This is a genomic window from Faecalibacterium sp. Marseille-Q4137 (assembly GCF_017377535.1).
GTDB classification, from domain to species: domain Bacteria; phylum Bacillota; class Clostridia; order Oscillospirales; family Ruminococcaceae; genus Faecalibacterium; species Faecalibacterium duncaniae.
Map to the genome: position 1 here is coordinate 1 of NZ_JAFREK010000005.1, position 18,885 is coordinate 18,885.

Below are 18,885 nucleotides of genomic sequence, written 5' to 3' on the forward strand. Positions count from 1 at the left end.
GGACAGGAATGAGCGAGATCGCAGCCTGCACTTTGATTCAGGAAGAGCCTGACCGAAAGACGGAGAGGTATCTGACGATGTTCAAGGACTACCCGGATGTGGTGACGGTGGAGCATCTTCAGGAAATGCTTGGCATCTGCCGGAAGAATGCGTATCTGTTGGTCAAGCAGAATAAGATCCACTCGGCGCGTGTAGGACGCAGCTATAAGATACCAAAACTCTGCGTGGTAGAGTACCTGCTCGATCAGGATCGGCAACTTGGAGGGATGCACCTTTCAAACTCCCTTGTGCCATCCTTGCAAAACACTCCAGAATCTTCTAAACTTATGATGCCTAAGCAAAGGACGTTTGGCTGCGAACAGAAAGGAGCATAACTATGACAAATGTGGCCGGACATTTAAGAGAACAAAACGGTATGTATCAGATGATTCTGAGCTGGAAAGACACAGATGGAAAGCGCAGAACCAAATCCATCAGCACAGGACTTCCTGTTAAAGGAAACAAAAAAAGAGCTGAATCTCTGTTGCGTAAAACACAAAAAGAGTTTAACCCTGAAACGATGCAGCAGGTTTCCGACCTGCCGGTATCGGAATATCTGAACCGCTGGCTTCGGGAAAGCGTGATGAACCTTCCGCCCGAAACCTATGGCAGATATGCTTATGATCTGGGAAGAGTAGTTGTCCCATACTTTGAAAAGAAGCGGCTGTCTTTGAAAGCACTCTCTCCGCGCGATCTGGAAACGTTCTTCCGCTATGAGCGTCAGCAGGAGGAGGCCAGTGTACAGCAGCTTCTGGATTGGCACAAGGAGTTGACCGATGCCCTACAATATGCCGTTGACAATAATTGGCTGAAGGTCAGCCCCATCAAAGAAGTTGACCCCTGCCTTGATAACTCCCCGGTACTTTTCACCGACTTCATCACGGACTGGTTGAAAATGATGAAGTCACGAGTGGAAATCACAACCTATACCAGCTATGAAAGAGCAATCGTTCACAAGATCGTCCCATATTTTGAACCGCTCCACTATACATTGCAGGATATGGAACAGCATCCCAAATACATCCAAGACTTCTACCAGCATGAGTTGGATCGTGGCCTTACGGCAAACACCGTCATTCACTATCACGCCAACATCCGCAAATGCTTGCAGTACGCTTTTCAAATCGGCATGATCCGTTCCAACCCGGCAGATCGCGTTGAACGTCCTCGTAAGGAAAAGTTCAAGTCGGAGATTTACAGCGGTGAAGAACTGGAGCAGCTTTTCAAAGCGATTCAAGGTGACCCTTCGGAGTTTGGCGTTATCATGGCTGCATTCTACGGCCTGCGGCGCAGTGAAGTTGTTGGCTTGAAATGGGATGCCATTGACTTTGAAAACAAGAAAATCAGCATTCAGCATACGGTTGTGACCGCAAAGGTCAACGGAACGCTAACAGAAATCGCACGAGATAAGACAAAAACAAAGTCGAGCTGCCGGACACTTCCCCTAATCCCTGCCTGTGAGCAGATGCTCAATAAAATGAAAAAGGAGCAGGAGCAGAATCGGAAGGTCTGCGGCAAAAGCTATTGCACCGATTATCTTGACTATATCTATGTAGACCCGATGGGAAAACGGATTCGGCCCGATTTCCTGAGCCAACATTTCCCGGATTTTCTGGTCGCACACCAGATGAAGCGTATCCGCTTTCACGATCTGCGCCATAGCTGCGCCAGTCTGCTCTATGCCAATGGCGTGAGCCTGAAGGAGATTCAGGAGTGGCTGGGGCACAGCGACATCAGCACGACAAGCAACATTTATACACATCTGGATTTCTCCAGTAAGGTATCTTCGGCGAATGCAATCGTCAATATCTTCCCAGAAAACGCCAAAGTATAAAAAATGGGCAAAAAAGAAAAACAGCCTAAAATCTTTCGATCCTAAGCTGTTTTATGATGAAGTGCCGATGGTGGGACTCGAACCCACATGGTTTCCCGAACGATTTTGAGTCGTTTGCGTCTGCCATTCCGCCACATCGGCTTATATTCAATTTTGAGACATTAGTACCGGTTTCTGAAGATTGGAGGGATGTTCAGGAGGGATGTAAGAAATCCTGCTTCGACGAACTCTCAAAATTCAACGAATACTCGTGGATTTCTCGCACAGACACGAAAAATCACGAAGCGGATTTTGAGTCCCCCTCGTCTGCCATTCCGACACACCGGCGTATGTAGAACGGTATTATTATAGCGGATTTTCCGTCCAAAATCAAGACGCTATTCCCTTTTGCAGAAAAAAGAATTTTTCGCCTTCCCTTTCCGGGGATTCCGTGGTATCCTTACAGCAAAAAAGAGCCTGGAGGTTCCTATGAATCACACGTTTTCTGCTCCCGTTACCGCTGCACAGCGTCAGCGGGACACTCTGCTGGGCGCGCTGGTGGGGCTGGCGCGCTCCACAGTCAATGAACCCAAAACGGAGGACACTGACCGCATACTGGCTGCCGGTCTGCGGCTGGCGGCTGACCCGGAGGCCGTCGAGAGCGCGCTGCTCCGGATGACTGACATCGTTGAAGCTGAGAAGCACCGGGTGGCTCCCAACTGCGCTGCCTGTGCCATGCCCTGCGGAAACACCAGCAATTATGACCTTGCCCGTTTGTGGGGCGCACCTGCAGAAATTTGTGCCCTGAAAGTTCGACTGCTTTCTGCGGTCTGCGTCCTTGCCGGACAAAAAACGACGGCACAAATCCAGAAGGAGATCTGCGATGATCTATTTGTGCTGGCAGAGGACTGGGATGCTGAACTGCTGCTGTCCATCGTCACACGGGCCGAGGGACTGTGCGTCCAGTAACTTTTCCAGAAACAAAAAAGCATTTCCTGCCTGAAAACGAACCTTTTTTCACAAAACCTCTTTACAAATGCGCCGCAAAAAACTATTATATAGTTATATGCTGCTGTTTGATGCAAAGTTTTTCTACCGGTGCATTCCGGTATTATTCCCACACGCAAAACGATATGAGAAAGAAGGTAGAATCCATGTCAGTGAAAAAGCCTGTCGTTCCTGCCGCTGCAGAAGCTCCCGCAGCCGAGGCAAAGCCCGCACGCAAGACCACAAAGTCCGCTGTCAAAACGGAGAAAGCCCCCAAAACGGAAAAGACCGCCCACAAGGGCCGTCCCCCGCTTTCCCCTGAGATCTACGTTGAATTTGCCGGCAAGCAGTATAACATCACCGATCTTGTAGACCGCGCCAAGGCCGATTACCGCCTGACCCACAAAGTGGGCGTGCAGTCCTGCAAAATCTACGTCAAGCCTGAGGAAGAGGCCGCCTACTATGTCGTCAACAAGGTCGGCGGCAAGCTGCCTCTGTAAAGGCTGTGTTTCTGTTTTTCACCGCACAGAAAAAGACCAGAGCTGTTCTGCCAAGTGGCAGTTCAGTTCTGGTCTTTTATTTTACAATGTTACAAACCCATACGCTCTTCCCTGACGCGGAACGCGGGCTCTTACTTCAGGAACTTGTGCACGGCGCGGGCCACGATGCCGCCCAGGATGCCGGAGACGAGGAACTCAGCCACGCCCTGGACACCAACCAGCAGCACAACGAACATCAGGGGGTTGGCAGCGCCCTTAACAGACACCAGGTTCTGAACATAGTCGCAGTTGTAGAACGCCAGCACGATATAGCCCATGAAGAACAGGGTGTTCAGGGCCGGAGCGCACATGGCGCTGACGATATAGCTCCAGGTGCGGCTCTTGTCCAGCTTGCTCAGGCCGTTGAAGATCAGGCCCACACACACGCCCATCAGCACACGCATGCCCACGCAGAGGATAAAGGCGTTGACAGGGCTGACCTGGAACAGAGCGCCGGTCATGGCGGAAGCACCGGTAATGGCATCATAGAAGCTCACCGCGCCGAACACGCCGCCCAGCACAGCACCGGCCACAGGGCCCATGGTGATGGCACCCACCGCAATGGGCAGGGTCAGGAAGCTCATGTAAAGCGGGCCCATGGGCACACTGCCCAGGCCGATGGCCTTCATTACAAGCTCGATGGCGACCAGCAGTGCCAGTCGGGTGAGAGTGCGAAGATCGTTGTTTTTCATAATTCAGTTTTCCTCCTGCTGCCGTTCCGCCCTATACGTCGGATACGGCGCAAATCTGGTTTTTGATAAAATGTCAGGGATGCTTGAAAATTTATAAACGGCCTCACCCTCTCCGTCATTGCTTCGCAATGCCACCTCTCCCGAAGGGCGAGGCCTTGGCAATCCATGCAAAGTTTGCGGTTTTGTCAAAAGCTCCCCCTTTGGGGGAGCTGGCACGAAGTGCCTGAGAGGGTTAGGATGTTTATCTATCACAGGGAAATTTGATGTCGGCGCTCCGCCGGGCCACGGTCAGCACACGGCTGACGGCCACGGAGGTATCCAGCATCCGGCTGCACAGTTCCTGGTCACCGCCCTCGATGGCCTTGGCAAAGGCGTGGAACTCCGCCGCCTGCCGGGGTCTGCCGCCGTTCAGGTTGAAGTGCTCTTCCTTGCCCTGATTGGGGTGGAAGGTCACGCCGCCGCACCAGTTGGCCGTGGATTTCTGCAGGATATAGCCCTTTGTGCCCTGGATGACATACCGGGCAGGCGCACCGCAGTCCTTGGCGGCCATGCTGACTGCCTTGAAGCTGTTGTACTCCATGGTCAGGATACCGCTGGTGTCGATGCCGCGCTCCATGTTGGGCAGGTAGTGCACCTGGTTCGGCTCACCGAACAGGCCCACGATATAGCTGATGTTGTAGACATTCAGATCCATCAGGGCACCGCCCGCACACTCCGGGTCAAAGGAGACTGGCGTTTCCCCGGCACAGAAGGCATCGTAGCGGCTGGAATACTGGCTGAAATTGCACTGCACCAGCTTCACCCTGCCGATGCGGGGCAGCAGCTCCCGGATCTTGTTGTAGTTTTCGAGGTACTGGGTGGTCATGGCCTCAAACAGGAACACCTTTTTGCGGCGGGCCAGCGCCGCCAGCTCCTCGGTCTGGGCAGCGGTGCAGGCCATGGGCTTTTCCACAATGACATGCTTCCCCGCTTCCAGCGCCACCTTGGCATAGCGGTAATGCTGCAGGTTGGGCACGGCCAGATAGATCACATCCACCCACTGCAATAATTCAAAATAGTTCGTGGTGTGCTGGGGAATGCCGTACTGTTCGCACATCTCGGCGGCCACCGGCGCACTGCGCTGGGTGCTGCAGAGTGCCTGCACCGTAAAGGGGCAGTCCGGCCCTGCCAGCCAGGGCAGAAACTCCCGCACGATCATCCCCGTGCCCAGGATCCCTAGTTTCATTGTTCTCTCCATCCTGTTTCGTCGTCAGCCGTTTTTGTTCTTCTCCTCGCGGCGTTCCCGGCGCTGGGAGCGGGGACGGCGGCCCCGGCGGAAATTGTTGTTCGGGTTCCGCCGCCTGCCACCGGCGGCATAGTGCGGCTGAGGGGCATTCATCTGGTACAGCAGTGCTAGCCCCTTCAGCAGCAGCTCCGGGTCGTAGGTCAGCGGATGGCGGCAGAGCGGCGTGACATACTTTGCCAGCCCGCCCGTGACCACCAGGGTGGCCGGACGGCCCAGCTCTTCCTCAATGCGCTGGGTGATGCCGTCCAGCAGGACTGCCGTGCCCAGCACAGAGCCCGAAAGCATACAGCTCTCAGTGTTCACACCAATGGCTGCTTTGGGGGAGCTCAGCCGCACCTGCGGCAGCTGGGCACAGCGCTCCCCCAGAGCCCGCAGGCCGGTGGAAAGCCCCGGGCAGATCACACCGCCCCGGAATACCCTGTTCTCATCCACAACATTAAATGTAGTGGCAGTGCCCAGATCCACGGTGATGACCGGCAGCGGGAAGTTCGCCGCAGCGTAAGCGGCATCCACCAGCCGGTCCTTGCCCACGGCATGGGGGTCAGGCACCCCCATGGTCAGGCCTGTGCGGATCTCCGGCGAAACGATGACCGGCTTTTTGCCGGTGTAATAGCGGGCGCACTCAGCCAGTGCCCCGGTGATCTGGGGCACTACGCTGGTCAGCACCGCGCCCTCGAACCGGATGGGCTTTTCCGGGTGGCGGCGGTGAGCAAACACCTTTTCCATTTCAATGCGGTATTCCGCGGCGGTACGGGTGCGCACCGTATCCATGTGGGCCACAAAGCATACACGTCCGTCCTTGATGCCGCCCAGGGCGACGGTGGTGTTGCCTATATCAATGGCTAAGATCATATTTTACCTTTCCTGCAAAACCTCTCAGGCGCTTTGCTCCGGCTCCCCTGCCAGAGGAGCCGGGTGGCTTGCCTCTCCCGGCAGGAGAGGCGGCAAAGACGCAGACCTTGACGGAGAGGTTTTATTCTAAGTCAAGCTATTTTACCGCATTTTTGCGCTGGATGCAAGACCCAACCGAAAGATTTTGTTGTGCTGGCGGTGATTTTGGATTATACTAAAGAGGCAAACCCGCAAAACAGGAGGTTTTTTGGATGGATCTGCAGGGCAAATGCGTCCTTTTGGGCGTTACCGGCGGTATTGCCGCCTATAAAATGGCAAATGTGGCCAGCGCACTCAAAAAGCTGGGGGCGGACGTGGAGGTCATTATGACCGAGAACGCCACCCATTTCATCACCCCTCTCGTCTTTGAAACGCTGACCGGCCACAAGTGCATGGTGGACACCTTCGACCGCGATTTCAAGTTCGAGGTCACCCACATCTCGCTGGCCAAAAAGGCAGATGTCGTTCTGGTGGCACCGGCCACGGCCAACGTCATTGCCAAAATGGCCCACGGCATTGCCGATGATATGCTCACCACCGTGGTGCTTGCGGCCAGGTGCCCCAAGCTGGTCAGCCCGGCCATGAACACCGGGATGCTGGAAAACCCCATCACGCAGGACAACCTCAGAACGCTGGAGCACTACGGCTTCACGGTCATCCCCTCTGAGAGCGGGGTGCTGGCCTGCAAGGATGTGGGCAGCGGCCGCCTGCCCAAGGAGGATGTGCTCATCGAGTACATCCTGCACACCATCGCCCGGCCCAAGGATCTGGCCGGTGTCCGCATCGCTGTGACCGCCGGGCCCACGCAGGAGCCGCTGGACCCCGTGCGCTACCTGACCAACCACTCTACCGGCAAGATGGGCTATGCCATCGCCCGGGCCGCCGCCATGCGGGGAGCAGAGGTCACCCTCATCCACGGCCACACCGACCTGCCGCCGGTCCGCTTCACCACCGATGTTCCCATTACCACGGCGCAGGATATGTACGATGCCGTGACCAGCCGCTTTGAGGAGATGGACGTGCTGGTGATGGCTGCCGCCGTGGCCGACTACCGCCCCGTGACGGTGGCAAGCGACAAGATCAAGAAAAAGGACGGCGACCTCTCCATCCCTGTGGAGCGCACCGCCGACATTCTGGGTACCATCGGCCCGAAAAAGACCCACCAGTTCCTCTGCGGTTTTTCCATGGAGACCCGGGATATGGTGGAAAACTCCACGGCCAAGCTGACCCGGAAGAATCTGGACATGGTGGTGGCCAACAACCTGAAGGTCGCCGGGGCCGGTTTTGGGGTGGACACCAACGTGGTCACTTTCATCACCCCCGACGGTACCCGGGAGCTGCCCCTGATGAGCAAGGCCGATGTGGCCGATGCCATTCTGGATGAGATTTTGAAACGCAGAGGTTTATAAAAACTTTTATCCCTCTCCGTCAACCCGGCGGAGAGGGTTGTTTTTGTAAGAAAAAACGTTCACTTTACCCTGCTTTTACAAAAACATTTTTCAAAATCCGGGCAAATCACTTTCCAAAAGTGCAATTTTGATGTATTCTATTCCTATCCGCTGTTCAGGACCACTGTCCGCGGAGGAACCACAAACGAAAGAGGGGTGCGCACAGATATGCTGAAATATCTGGCAAAACGCATCGGGCGTTCCATCCTGACGCTGTTCGTCATTGTAACGCTCGTGTTCTGCCTGCTGCGGCTGATGCCGGTGGAAGGCTACTTTGCAAACTACGAAAAAATGACCGAGGCCCAGATCCAGGCGGGCCTGCAGTCCATGGGCCTGCTGGACCCGCTGCCGGTGCAGATCGGCCGCTTCTGGTGGAATGCCCTCCACGGCGACCTGGGCGTGAGCCATATTTATAAGGTAAATGCCTCGGTCACCGGCATCCTGGCCAAAAAGCTGCCCATCTCCATCCAGATGGGCGTGTTTGCCATGCTGCTGAGCCTGGTCATCGGCATTCCCATGGGCCTGCTGATGGGCCGGTTCAAGAACCGCTGGCCGGATAAGATCGGCACCGCCATCATCGTGCTCATTCAGGCTGTGCCTGCCGCCGTGTATTACCTCTATATTCAGATGTACGGCACCACCGCCCTGGGCGTGGGCCTGCTGTTTGATGCCTCCGACTGGCGGTACTGGGTGCTGCCGGTCTGCTCCATGAGCCTGGGCAACGTGGCATTCTACGCCATGTGGCTGCGCCGCTACATGGTGGACGAGAGCAACAAGGATTACGTCCGGCTGGCGCTGGCCAAGGGCGTGAGCGAGAGCAACATCGCCCTGCGCCACATCTTCCGCAACGCCATGGTGCCGCTGGTGCAGTATATTCCCTCTGCCTTCCTGAACACTGTGGTCGGCTCCATCTACATCGAGAGCCTGTATTCCATCCCCGGCATGGGCGGCCTGCTGGTCACCTGCGTCCAGCGCCACGACAACACCATGGTGCAGGGCATCGTGCTGCTGTACGCCTGCGTGGGCATCATCGGCCTGATTCTGGGCGATCTGCTCATGGTGCTCATCGATCCCCGCATCAGCTTTGGCAAGAAAGAAGGTGGCCGATAATGCTGTTCCACATGAAAGATCACAAGGCAGCTGTTCTGGAAAACGACCTGAACAAGCTGCAGAAGGACGGCCCCGCCGCTTGGGCCGCCCTGCCCGAGGACGAGCTGTTCACCCCCGCCGGGTTCAGCGAGGAGCGTGCCGAGGCCACCTCCTACTCCAATTACAGCTATTGGGGCAGCACCTTCCGTGCTTTCTTCAAGAATAAGATCGCCGTGGCCCTGCTCATTGCACTGGTGTTCGTGGTGGGCTTTGCCTTTTTGCAGCCTTATCTGCCCGGTCAGGCAGATCCCAATCTCTGCCAGGTAGACCCCGCCACAGGCATCCAGTTCCGCAATATCGCCCCCGGGGAAGAGGGCTTTATCTGGGGTTCCAACGCCATCGGCCAGGACCTGTGGGCCCGCATCTGGGCTGGTGCACGCACCAGTCTGACCATCGCCTTCTTCGTGGCCCTCATCGAGGCCGTGGTGGGCATCACAGTGGGCGTGCTCTGGGGCTATGTCCGCCAGCTCGATTTCTTTTTCACCGAGCTGTACAACATCTGTGATAACATCCCCTCCACCATCATCCTGATCCTGATCTCCTATGTTGCGTCCCCCAGCATCCAGACCCTGATCCTGGGCATGTCCATCACGGGCTGGATCGCCATGGCGCGCTTTATCCGCAACCAGATCCTGATCATCCGCGACCGTGATTACAACGTGGCTTCCCGCTGCATCGGCACCCCCATCCGCCGCATCGTGCTGCGCAACCTGCTGCCCTATCTGGTATCGGTCATCATGCTGCGCATGGCCCTGACCATCCCCGCCGCCATCGGCAGCGAGGTGTTCATCACCTATATCGGCCTGGGCCTTTCTGTGGAAACGCCCTCTCTGGGCAACCTGATCAACGACGGCCGCAAGGTGATGATGCAGGCGGGCCTGCGGTACCAGCTGCTCTACCCCACCATCATCCTGAGCTTTGTCACCATTGCGTTCTACCTCATCGGCAACGCCTTCTCGGACGCTGCCGACCCGAAGAACCACCTGCAGTAAGGAGGGACAGAAGATGGAAAAAAATCAGCTCATCCTTTCTGTAAAGGACCTCAACATCAAATTCAACCTGCGCGGCAAGGTGCTGCATGCCATCCGCGGCATCGACCTGGACATCTACCACGGCGAAGTCCTTGCCATCGTGGGCGAATCCGGCTCCGGCAAGAGCGTGTTCACCAAGAGCTTCATGGGCCTGCTGGATGCCAACGGCTCCATCACCTCGGGCACCATTGATTATTACGGTGCCGATGACGGCAAGCCCATCCGCCTTTCCGACCTGAAAAAGGAGAAGGACTGGCTGAAGGTCCGGGGCCATGAGATCGCCATGATCATGCAGGACCCCATGACCAGCCTGAACCCCCTGAAGACCATCGGCGACCAGATCATGGAAGCCGTGGAGCTGCACCAGCATCTCAAGGGCAAGGCCGCCCGGGAAAAGACCCTTGAATACCTGCGGGACGTGGGCATTGCTGACCCCGAGGTGCGCTTTGCGCAGTATCCCCACGAGTTTTCGGGCGGTATGCGCCAGCGCGTCGTCATTGCCATTGCGGTAGCCTGCAACCCGCAGATCCTGATCTGCGACGAGCCCACCACCGCACTGGATGTGACCATTCAGGCCCAGATCCTGCAGCTGCTCAAGGAGATGCAGGTCAAGTACAACCTGACCATCGTCCTCATCACCCACGATCTGGGCGTGGTGGCCAACATCGCCGACCGGGTGGCCGTCATGTACGCAGGTGACATCGTGGAGATCGGCACCTCCGATGAGATCTACTACGACCCCCGCCACCCCTACACCTGGGCGCTGCTGTCCAGTATGCCCCAGATGGGCATCAAGGGCGAGGATCTGTTCAACATTCAGGGTACACCCCCGAATCTGTTCACCGAGATCCACGGCGATGCCTTTGCGCCCCGCAACCCCCAGGCGCTGAAGATCGACTTTGTCAAGCGCCCGCCCTACTTTACGGTCAGCCCCACCCACAAGGCCAAGACCTGGCTGCTGGACCCCCGGGCCCCCAAGGTGGAGCCGCCTGCCGCCGTCAAACTGTTGAAAGAGGAGGGGATGCAGGATGCCTGAAAATCGTGACATTCGCGTTTGCGAAGCAGCGAACACCCCAGTGGAGTGTTCGAGCGAAAAAACGGTCTTGCGCCAGCAAGATGGAGAGGCCTCGCCCCGGCAGGTCCTGCTTGAGGTCAAGGACCTCGAGGTGACCTACGGCTCCGGCCGCAAGGCCTTCAAGGCCGTGAACCGTGCCAACTTTGAAATTTACAAGGGTGAGACCTTTGGTCTGGTGGGCGAATCCGGCTCCGGCAAAACCACCATCGGCCGCGCCATCATGCGCATCCTGCCCACCTCGGGCGGCGAGATCCTGTACAAGGGTCAGAAGATCAACGGCAAGATTTCCCGCCAGCTGGACCAGCAGGTCATCAAGGAGATCCAGATGATCTTCCAGGACCCGCAGTCCTCCCTGAACGAGCGTGCCAAGGTCAGCTACATCGTGGGCGAGGGCCTGCAGAATGTCCGGCCCGACCTGACCGCCGCCCAGCGGGAGGAGAAGGTCCGGCAGGCACTGCTGGATGTGGGCCTGCTGCCTGAATTCGCCTCCCGTTTCCCGCATGAGTTCTCCGGCGGCCAGCGCCAGCGCATCGGCATTGCCCGCGCCCTGATCGTGGAGCCTGAGTTTATCATTGCCGACGAGCCCATCTCGGCTCTGGATATGTCCATCCGTGCCCAGGTGCTCAACCTGCTGCGTCATCTGCAGAAGGAGCGCGGCATCACCTACCTGTTCATCGCTCACGACCTCTCGGTCATGCGGTACATTTCGGACCGCATCGCCGTCATCCACAAGGGCAATATCGTAGAGCTGGCCGATGCGGAAGAGCTGGTGACCCATGCCATCCACCCCTACACCCGCAGCCTGCTCTCCGCCATCCCCATGCCCAACCCCAGGCTGGAGCGGAAGAAAAAGCTGCTGGTCTACGACCCCGCCATGCACGATTACACGCAGGAAGCTCCCCAGTGGCGGGAGCTGCGCCCCAGCCACTGGGTGCTCTGCAGCGAGCAGGAGGCCAAAGACTGGCTGGCTGAAATGTAAACTTTCTCTTGCGTTTTTTGGCAAAGTTCGCCCTTTGTTTCTTGACATTTCCACCCTGCTCTACTACAATAGCTCTTGTACGTATTGTGTTGTTTTTAACAAACGGACGAAATTTAAGACCCTGTTGAATCCAGCTGCCCCGGCTGCGGGTGCAGTGACTGCTCAAAGGACAAAGGACAATTTATGACAACATCCAACACCCCGATCTATGCTTCCCAGGCACGTCCCTGGCTGAAATTCTACGATCATAAGTACATTGACCAGACCATGCCCGCCTGCACGGCGTTTGAGCTCGTCTGCCGGCAGAACAAGAACCGGCTGGGCGAGACCGCACTGGAATACTATGGCCGCAAGTTCACCTACGCTGATTTTATCGTCAACGTCAAAAAAACGGCAGCAGCCCTGCGGGCCGCGGGCCTGAAAAAGGGCGATATCGCCACGGTGGTCAGCGTGATGACCCCGGAGATTATCTTTGCATTCTATGCCGCCGACATGATCGGCGCGACTCTGAACCTGGTGGATCCCCGTTACAGTGTGGAGGGCATCCGCGAGTACATCGAAGAGGTGGATTCCCACCTGCTGATCTGCCTGAATGTGGTGTATGAGCGCTGCCATCAGGCTGCCAAGCGCACCCATGTGGAGCATGTGGTGGTGCTCTCCCCGGCCGACTCCCTGCCGCTGCCTCTGGCGCTGGGCTACAAGGTCAAAAATCTCGACAAGAACAAGTACCATTCCAACGTCATCCACTGGAAGCAGTTCCTTGCTGCCGGGAAGGACGAGAGCATTGCCGCAGAACCCTATGACCCGGAGCACGCCTGCGTGGTGGTGCACACCGGCGGCACCACCGGCTCCCCCAAGGGCGTGATGCTGACCGATAACAACTTCAACGGCATTGCCATGCAGTTCTCCGCCTGCGACACGCTGTTTTCCAAGGGTCAGTCCCTGCTGAACATCATGCCCCCCTTCATTGCCTACGGCTTTGCCTGCGGCGTACATCTGCCGCTGACGCTGGGCATCAAGGTGGTTATCATCCCCAACCTCGACTCCAATAAGCTGGGCAGCCTGATCTGGAAGTACAAGCCCGAACACATGTTCGGCGTGCCCTCCCACTACCAGCAGCTGGCTGTTGACCCCAAGCTGCAGAACAAGGATCTCTCCTTCATCCGCAACTATGCCGCGGGCGGCGATGCCATCGCCCGGGGTGCCGAGCAGACGGTCAACGACTTCCTGGCCGCTCACAACGTGGAATTCCCCATCGCCAAGGGCTACGGCATGACCGAGGCATCCTCTGCTGCCACCGCTGCTGCCGGACGGAACAACAAACCCGGCAGCGTGGGCCTGCCGCTGGTCAGCACGCTGGTGTCCGCCTTTGAGCCGGGCACCGACACGGAGCTGCCCATCGGTCAGCGGGGTGAGCTGTGCATCTCCGGCCCCGGCGTTATGAAAGGCTACTACAACAAGCCTGCCGAGACCGCCGCCATCCTGCGCACCCATGCAGATGGCCGGGTCTGGGTGCATACCGGTGACATCGGCTATCTGGACCAGGACGGCTTTGTCTATCTGGACAGCCGGATCAAGCGGCTCATCATCCGTCACGATGGCTTCAAGGTGTTCCCCTCCATGATCGAAAATGTGGTCAGCCAGCATCCCGCCGTGCATCAGTGCTCTGTGGTGGGCTGCGCCGACAAGGATCATGTGCAGGGCCGCCTGCCTTTTGTCTATCTGGTGCTTGACCCTGCGGTTCCCGCCGCCAAGCGCAAGCAGATCATCAAGGAGCTGCGCCAGCTCTGCGTTGAGGAGCTGCCCGAATATGTCCAGCCCGTAGGGTACAAGATCATCCCCGAAATGCCCCTGACACTGGCCGCTAAATTTGATTATCGCAAGCTGGAAGAAGAGATCACTCCCCGCGATTATTAAGCAGAATAATACACATTGGAAAGGATTCGTGACGACACCATGAAAAAGAAACTGATTGGCCTGGCCCTCTCGGCCGCCATGCTGTTCTCTGTCCTGAGCGTTCCGGCCTTTGCAGCCGCCCCGGAAGCGAGCGCAGACCCCGCTCTGACCACTGAACAGGCCGCCGCAGAGGAGGAGAACTGTTTCTTCACCTCCAGCAGCACCGAAGAAGAGAAGGAGCCCAACTCCATCACCTATGTTGCCCTGGGCGACAGCATCTGCGCCGGCATCGGCCTGACTACCGTTCAATATGCACATAACTTGATGGGCGTGGACGTTTCCTTCAACTTCAAGGGTTACCCCGAGGCCTGCTATGTGGGTCAGGTGGGCAAAAGCCTGAACCTCGACCGGGATCACGCCATCAACCTTGGCCTGCCCGGCGTGATGAGCAAGGATATGCTGGAGCTGGTCAAGACCGGCACCATGGCCGAGATGAACACCCTCTCCGGCTGCCAGTACAATTACCCCGAGTTTGTAGATTACATCAAAAGTGCCGATGTTATCTCCATCCAGCTGGGCTCCAATGATGCTTTTGTGCCCACCGTGGTCTCTTTTGGTGAGGCCACCAACTGGAAAAGTGAGGACCTGGCTTCCATCGTGCTCAGCGGCAACCTGCGCGGCAGCAGCAAGGAAACCGAGGACGCACTGAACGAGAGCCTGAAAAAGCTCAGCCTGACCCGCAGCGAGAAGGATGCCGTCTGGAACCTGTTCTTCTCTGGCATGAACAAGATCTGCGAGAACGCTTATCCTGAAAGCAGCAGCAACCTGCGCCAGATCGTGGCGACTGTCAAGGAACTGAACCCTGATGCTCAGATCCTGATCATCGGTGCCACCAACCCTGTGCCCCTGCTGCCCAGCTGGAGCAACTACTTCAGCAAGCTGAACAACTACGAAAAGCAGCTGGCCGATGTTTACGGTGCCACCTACGTTTCCATCCCCTTTGCTCAGACTGAGCTGGATGGCCACCCCACCGTCTCCGGCCACAAGTACATCGCCGACAAGATCGTCAAGGCAATCGAAGCCCAGCAGTAAAATGAAAGAGGAACAACCCTCTCAGTCAAAGCCTGCGGCTTTGCCAGCTCCCCCAAAAGGGGGAGCTTTTTTGATGCCGTAAAGTACAGCACCAAACCTCTCCCCTCGGGAGAGGTGGCATTGCGAGGCAATGACGGAGAGGGTCGTCCCTCTCGATGAAAAAATATTACTTTTCGTAACTCTGGGGCAGTTCGTTCTTGGGGTCCCGGTCCATCAGGGAGCGCACCGCCTCGGCGGCGCTCATGCCCTTGTTCACAACAGCGTTCACGGTCTGGACGATGGGCATTTCCACCTGATACTTGGCGGCAAGCTCCAGCGCGGCGGGCAGGGCGTTCATGCCCTCGACCACCATACCCACCTCCTTCACGGCCTGCTCCGGGGTCTCACCCTTGCCGATGAGGATGCCGGCCCGGTTGTTGCGGCTGTGCATACTGGTGGCGGTCACGATCAGGTCACCGATGCCGGCCAGACCGGCAAAGGTATGGACATTGCAGCCCATGGCCACGCCCAGCCGGGCAAGCTCGGCAATGCCGCGGGTGATGAGGGCGGCACGGGCGTTGTCGCCATAGCCCAGGCCGGTGGAGATGCCCACGCCCAGCGCAATGACATTCTTCATGGCACCGCTGAGTTCCACGCCCTTGATGTCCTCATTGGTGTACACACGCATGACGTTGTTGGTGAACACCGTCTGCACGAATCTGGCCGCTTCCATATCCTTGCTGGCCGAAACGATGGTGGTGGGCAGGTCGATCGCCACCTCCTCAGCGTGGGTGGGACCGCTCAGGGCCACCAGACGCACCCCCTTGGGGCCGCCCTCTTTGCCCAGCTCATCGGCCAGGATCTCCGTCATGGTGAACAGGGTATCCTTTTCAATGCCCTTGGCAACGTCCACAATGATCTGACCGTCCGGCACAAAGGGCCGGGCCTTGGCGGCGGTGGAGCGCACGAACACCGACGGCACCGCGAACAGCAGGATCTCCTTGTCCGTGCACACCTCTTCCACGCTCTTGGTGAACTTCATCTCTGCCGGAATGGTCATGCCGGGCAGATTGGGGTGGACCCGGGTGGTGGAAAGGTTGTCGATCTCCTGTTCCAGCGCCGACCACACGGTCACGTCATTGCCGCTCACCGTCAGCATCCGCGCCAGAGCCATGCCCCAGGTGCCTGCACCCAGAATACCAATTTTATGCTTCATTGTGTTTTGTCCTCCGTATGCGCCGGGCTGCTTGTGTGCCCGGCCTGTTCCCCGCGCTTCCTGCACGGGGCCTGTCTGATTCCATTTTACACGAAACATCGTACCGCGTCAACTCCTTGCCAGTCTGCACAAAGTTAACCTGTGTTTTCTTTTGTTTTTGGCCAGAGTGAAGGATTTTCGCCAATGGATTGCACTTGTCTCCATTTCATGCTATAGTATTTTGGTAGGAATTGTAGGATATGCTCTTGACCTGAACCATAGTTTAAGGTGTATCCTAAAGATATTCCACCGTTTTTTATCAATAAGGAAGAAAAATATGTTTGAAGCACTTCTTACCAACCGCACGGTCAGCGTGCTGTGGGAGGCCCTGCCCCGCATCCTGACGGCAGGCCTGACCATGACCATTCCCCTGACCCTGATCTCCTTCAGCCTTGCCATGGTCATTGCAGTGGCTGTTGCGCTGGTGCAGTACGCCAATGTTCCGGTGCTGCGCCAGATCGCCCGGTTCTACATCTGGGTCATCCGGGGCACGCCGCTGCTGGTGCAGCTGTTCATCATCTTCTACGGCCTGCCCAGCCTGGGCATCATGCTGGATGCTTTTCCGGCAGCCGTCATCGCCTTTGCCTTCAACGAGGGTGCCTACTGCGCCGAGACCATGCGCGGCGCGCTGGAAAGCGTGCCCCAGGGCCAGCTGGAGGCCGGTTCCTGCGTGGGCATGACCTGGTGGCAGATCATGCGCCGCATCGTTCTGCCGCAGGCCCTGCGCACCGCCGTGCCCTCCCTGTCCAACTCCCTCATCAGCATGATCAAGGACACCTCTCTGGCCTCCAACATCACGGTAGCAGAGTTGTTCATGGCAGGCCAGCGTGTGGCAGCCCGCACCTACATTTTCCTGCCCATCTACTGCGAGGTGGCTGTGGTCTACCTGCTGTTCTGCACCATCATCACCAAGCTGCAGGCGCTGGTGGAGCGGCAGCTGAACGCACACGGCTTCCAGTGAGAAAGGGGTGGACGGTATGGCCATGTTAGAGATCAAAGACATCCACAAAACATTTTACACCTATGATGACAAGCCCCGCTTCCACATCGGGCCTTTCCCGCGCGGCAATGCCCGCCGGGTGCGCAGCGCACTGCACGTCCTGAACGGCGTGGACCTGAGTGTGGAAAAGGGAGATGTTGTTGCCATTCTGGGCCCTTCCGGCTCCGGCAAGACCACCCTGCTGCGCTGCCTGAACTTTCTGGAGACCGCTGACAGCGGCACTCTGGTGTTCGACGGCGAATCCTTCGATCTTGGCAGGATCTCCCGGGCCGACATTGCCCGCCTGCGCAAAAAAACGGCCTTTGTGTTCCAGAACTACAACCTGTTCCGGAACAAGACCGCCCTGCAGAATGTGACCGAGGGCCTGATCGTTGCCCACAGGATGCCAAAGGAGCAGGCAAACGAGATCGGCAGGCGGATGCTGGAAAAGGTCGGTCTGGCCGACCGGGCCGACTACTATCCCCGCCAGCTTTCCGGCGGACAGCAGCAGCGCGTTGCCATTGCCCGCGCCCTTGCCACCGACCCGGAGATCATTTACTTTGACGAACCCACCAGTGCCCTTGACCCGGAGTTGACCGGTGAGGTGCTCTCGGTCATGCGGAAGCTGGCCGAAGAGGGCATGACCATGCTGGTGGTCACCCACGAGATGGGCTTTGCCCGCAACGTCTCCTCCAAGACGGTATTCATGGAGAACGGCGTGGTGGTGGAGCAGGCCCCTTCCCACGAATTCTTTGCCCACCCCCGCGAGGAGCGGACCCGGGAGTTCCTGCGGAAGATCGAGCACACAGCATAAGGGATGGACGACGGGGAGCTTTCCACGCCGTCCTTTTGATACAGCTTTTTCTATGAAAGGATCTTAACTATGAAGCGCAGAACTTTTATTTCGATGATGAGTGTCATGGCCGCCGCCGGCGTTCTGACCCTGTCCGGCTGCTCCAACAGCAGCACCTCCACCGCCGCAAGCGCCGGTGCATCCTCTGCTGCCGGTTCCTCTGCTGACCAGTTGGCTGCCATTCAGGCCAGTGGCAAGCTGATCGTGGCACTGGAGGGCGCATGGCAGCCCTGGAGCTACCATGACGAGAGCGACACTCTGGTGGGCTATGATGTGGAGATCTCCCGCGCCATCGCCGAAAAGCTGGGCGTGGAGCCGGAGTATGTGGAGAGCGATTGGGACAGCCTGTTCGCCGGTCTGGACGCTGGACGCTTTGACATGGTCTGCAACGGCGTGGAGGTCACCGACGAGCGCGCCCTGACTTATGATTTCACCACTCCCTACGGTTACATCCACACCGCTCTGGCCGTCCGCAAGGACAACGACGAGATCAAGACCTTTGAGGACCTGAAGGGCAAGACCACTGCCAACAGCCTGGCTTCCACCTACATGGAGCTGGCTGAGAGCTACGGTGCCACCGTGCAGGGCATCGACACCCTGGAGGAAACCATCCAGCTGCTGGCTGCCGGACGCATTGATGCGACCCTGAATGCGGATGTCTCCTTCTACGATTACCTGAACGTCCATCCGGATGCCGACTTTAAGATCGTGGCCCAGACTGAGGATGCCTCCCACGTTGCCATCCCCCTGCGCAAGGGCGACAACAGCGCCACCCTGCTGGAAGCCGTCAACAACGCCATCGATGAGCTGCGCGCCGACGGCACCCTGAAGGAGCTGGGCGAGAAGTACTTCGGTCAGGATATCTCCTCTGAGAACTGAGCTTTCCCTGAATACGCCAGGAGG

General features: G+C 57.6%; 18 protein-coding genes and 1 tRNA gene. 14 read left to right on the plus strand and 5 right to left on the minus strand.

Annotated features, from left to right (window positions below):
- On the plus strand, nucleotides 1–374 hold a 374-nt coding region (locus J3353_RS03285; protein ID WP_242700838.1), incomplete at its 5' end, for a helix-turn-helix domain-containing protein.
- A gap of 2 nt (nucleotides 375–376) precedes the next feature.
- The gene (locus J3353_RS03290; RefSeq protein ID WP_097775163.1) at nucleotides 377–1,873 is read left to right on the plus strand and encodes a site-specific integrase; all 1,497 of its coding nucleotides are present in this window, start codon (nucleotides 377–379) and stop codon (nucleotides 1,871–1,873) included.
- Between the two features lie 62 nt (nucleotides 1,874–1,935).
- On the opposite strand, the gene J3353_RS03295 is transcribed toward J3353_RS03290, so the two are convergent.
- A tRNA-Leu gene (locus J3353_RS03295) sits at nucleotides 1,936–2,014 on the minus strand.
- A 327-nt stretch (nucleotides 2,015–2,341) separates the two neighbouring features.
- Here J3353_RS03295 and J3353_RS03300 point away from each other — a divergent pair.
- Both J3353_RS03300 and J3353_RS03305 read left to right on the plus strand, forming a co-directional pair.
- Nucleotides 2,342–2,821: a hypothetical protein gene (locus tag J3353_RS03300; RefSeq protein WP_156060451.1), complete on the plus strand. Its 480-nt coding sequence runs from the start codon at nucleotides 2,342–2,344 to the stop codon at nucleotides 2,819–2,821.
- Nucleotides 2,822–2,985: 164 nt separating this feature from the next.
- Nucleotides 2,986–3,339 carry a DUF6465 family protein gene (locus J3353_RS03305; protein ID WP_255536275.1) on the plus strand — a complete coding sequence of 118 codons (354 nt, stop codon included), beginning with the start codon at nucleotides 2,986–2,988 and terminating at the stop codon, nucleotides 3,337–3,339.
- Nucleotides 3,340–3,470: 131 nt separating this feature from the next.
- Here the strand turns inward: J3353_RS03305 and J3353_RS03310 are convergent, their stop codons facing one another.
- From J3353_RS03310 to J3353_RS03320, 3 genes are all read right to left on the minus strand, one after another.
- The gene (locus J3353_RS03310; protein WP_156060447.1) at nucleotides 3,471–4,070 is read right to left on the minus strand and encodes an ECF transporter S component; all 600 of its coding nucleotides are present in this window, start codon (nucleotides 4,068–4,070) and stop codon (nucleotides 3,471–3,473) included.
- A gap of 241 nt (nucleotides 4,071–4,311) precedes the next feature.
- Nucleotides 4,312–5,295, minus strand: a complete 984-nt coding sequence (locus J3353_RS03315; RefSeq protein ID WP_156060445.1) for a Gfo/Idh/MocA family protein — start codon at nucleotides 5,293–5,295, stop codon at nucleotides 4,312–4,314.
- A 24-nt stretch (nucleotides 5,296–5,319) separates the two neighbouring features.
- Nucleotides 5,320–6,207: a type III pantothenate kinase gene (locus J3353_RS03320; RefSeq protein ID WP_005931758.1), complete on the minus strand. Its 888-nt coding sequence runs from the start codon at nucleotides 6,205–6,207 to the stop codon at nucleotides 5,320–5,322.
- Between the two features lie 251 nt (nucleotides 6,208–6,458).
- Here J3353_RS03320 and coaBC point away from each other — a divergent pair, with 251 nt between their 5' ends.
- The 7 genes from coaBC to J3353_RS03355 all read left to right on the plus strand — a co-directional run bounded on the left by coaBC (nucleotide 6,459) and on the right by J3353_RS03355 (nucleotide 14,916).
- Nucleotides 6,459–7,655: a bifunctional phosphopantothenoylcysteine decarboxylase/phosphopantothenate--cysteine ligase CoaBC gene (gene coaBC / locus J3353_RS03325; protein WP_097771483.1), complete on the plus strand. Its 1,197-nt coding sequence runs from the start codon at nucleotides 6,459–6,461 to the stop codon at nucleotides 7,653–7,655.
- A 207-nt stretch (nucleotides 7,656–7,862) separates the two neighbouring features.
- Nucleotides 7,863–8,804 carry an ABC transporter permease gene (locus J3353_RS03330; RefSeq protein ID WP_005931767.1) on the plus strand — a complete coding sequence of 314 codons (942 nt, stop codon included), beginning with the start codon at nucleotides 7,863–7,865 and terminating at the stop codon, nucleotides 8,802–8,804.
- Nucleotides 8,804–9,835 carry an ABC transporter permease gene (locus J3353_RS03335; RefSeq protein WP_207684160.1) on the plus strand — a complete coding sequence of 344 codons (1,032 nt, stop codon included), beginning with the start codon at nucleotides 8,804–8,806 and terminating at the stop codon, nucleotides 9,833–9,835. The genes J3353_RS03330 and J3353_RS03335 overlap by 1 nt, the downstream gene beginning before the upstream one ends.
- 13 nt (nucleotides 9,836–9,848) lie before the next feature.
- Nucleotides 9,849–10,910 (plus strand): ABC transporter ATP-binding protein, encoded by a 1,062-nt coding sequence (locus J3353_RS03340; RefSeq protein ID WP_097771486.1) that lies wholly within the window; start codon nucleotides 9,849–9,851, stop codon nucleotides 10,908–10,910.
- The gene (locus J3353_RS03345) at nucleotides 10,903–11,928 is read left to right on the plus strand and encodes an ATP-binding cassette domain-containing protein (RefSeq protein WP_242700839.1); all 1,026 of its coding nucleotides are present in this window, start codon (nucleotides 10,903–10,905) and stop codon (nucleotides 11,926–11,928) included. Before J3353_RS03340 ends, J3353_RS03345 begins: the two co-directional genes overlap by 8 nt.
- 183 nt (nucleotides 11,929–12,111) lie before the next feature.
- Nucleotides 12,112–13,845, plus strand: a complete 1,734-nt coding sequence (locus tag J3353_RS03350; RefSeq protein ID WP_207684161.1) for a class I adenylate-forming enzyme family protein — start codon at nucleotides 12,112–12,114, stop codon at nucleotides 13,843–13,845.
- Nucleotides 13,846–13,884: 39 nt separating this feature from the next.
- The gene (locus J3353_RS03355; RefSeq protein WP_207684162.1) at nucleotides 13,885–14,916 is read left to right on the plus strand and encodes a GDSL-type esterase/lipase family protein; all 1,032 of its coding nucleotides are present in this window, start codon (nucleotides 13,885–13,887) and stop codon (nucleotides 14,914–14,916) included.
- A gap of 166 nt (nucleotides 14,917–15,082) precedes the next feature.
- Here the strand turns inward: J3353_RS03355 and J3353_RS03360 are convergent, their stop codons facing one another.
- Nucleotides 15,083–16,111, minus strand: coding sequence for an NAD(P)H-dependent glycerol-3-phosphate dehydrogenase (locus J3353_RS03360; RefSeq protein WP_097773420.1), 1,029 nt, complete (start codon nucleotides 16,109–16,111; stop codon nucleotides 15,083–15,085).
- A 316-nt stretch (nucleotides 16,112–16,427) separates the two neighbouring features.
- Here J3353_RS03360 and J3353_RS03365 point away from each other — a divergent pair, with 316 nt between their 5' ends.
- The 3 genes from J3353_RS03365 to J3353_RS03375 all read left to right on the plus strand — a co-directional run bounded on the left by J3353_RS03365 (nucleotide 16,428) and on the right by J3353_RS03375 (nucleotide 18,861).
- Nucleotides 16,428–17,111 carry an amino acid ABC transporter permease gene (locus J3353_RS03365; RefSeq protein WP_005931789.1) on the plus strand — a complete coding sequence of 228 codons (684 nt, stop codon included), beginning with the start codon at nucleotides 16,428–16,430 and terminating at the stop codon, nucleotides 17,109–17,111.
- A 16-nt stretch (nucleotides 17,112–17,127) separates the two neighbouring features.
- Entirely contained in the window at nucleotides 17,128–17,943 is an 816-nt protein-coding gene (locus J3353_RS03370) for an amino acid ABC transporter ATP-binding protein (RefSeq protein WP_242700840.1), read from the plus strand.
- Between the two features lie 69 nt (nucleotides 17,944–18,012).
- Entirely contained in the window at nucleotides 18,013–18,861 is an 849-nt protein-coding gene (locus J3353_RS03375; RefSeq protein ID WP_207684163.1) for a transporter substrate-binding domain-containing protein, read from the plus strand.
- The last annotated feature ends 24 nt before the right edge of the window (nucleotides 18,862–18,885 follow it).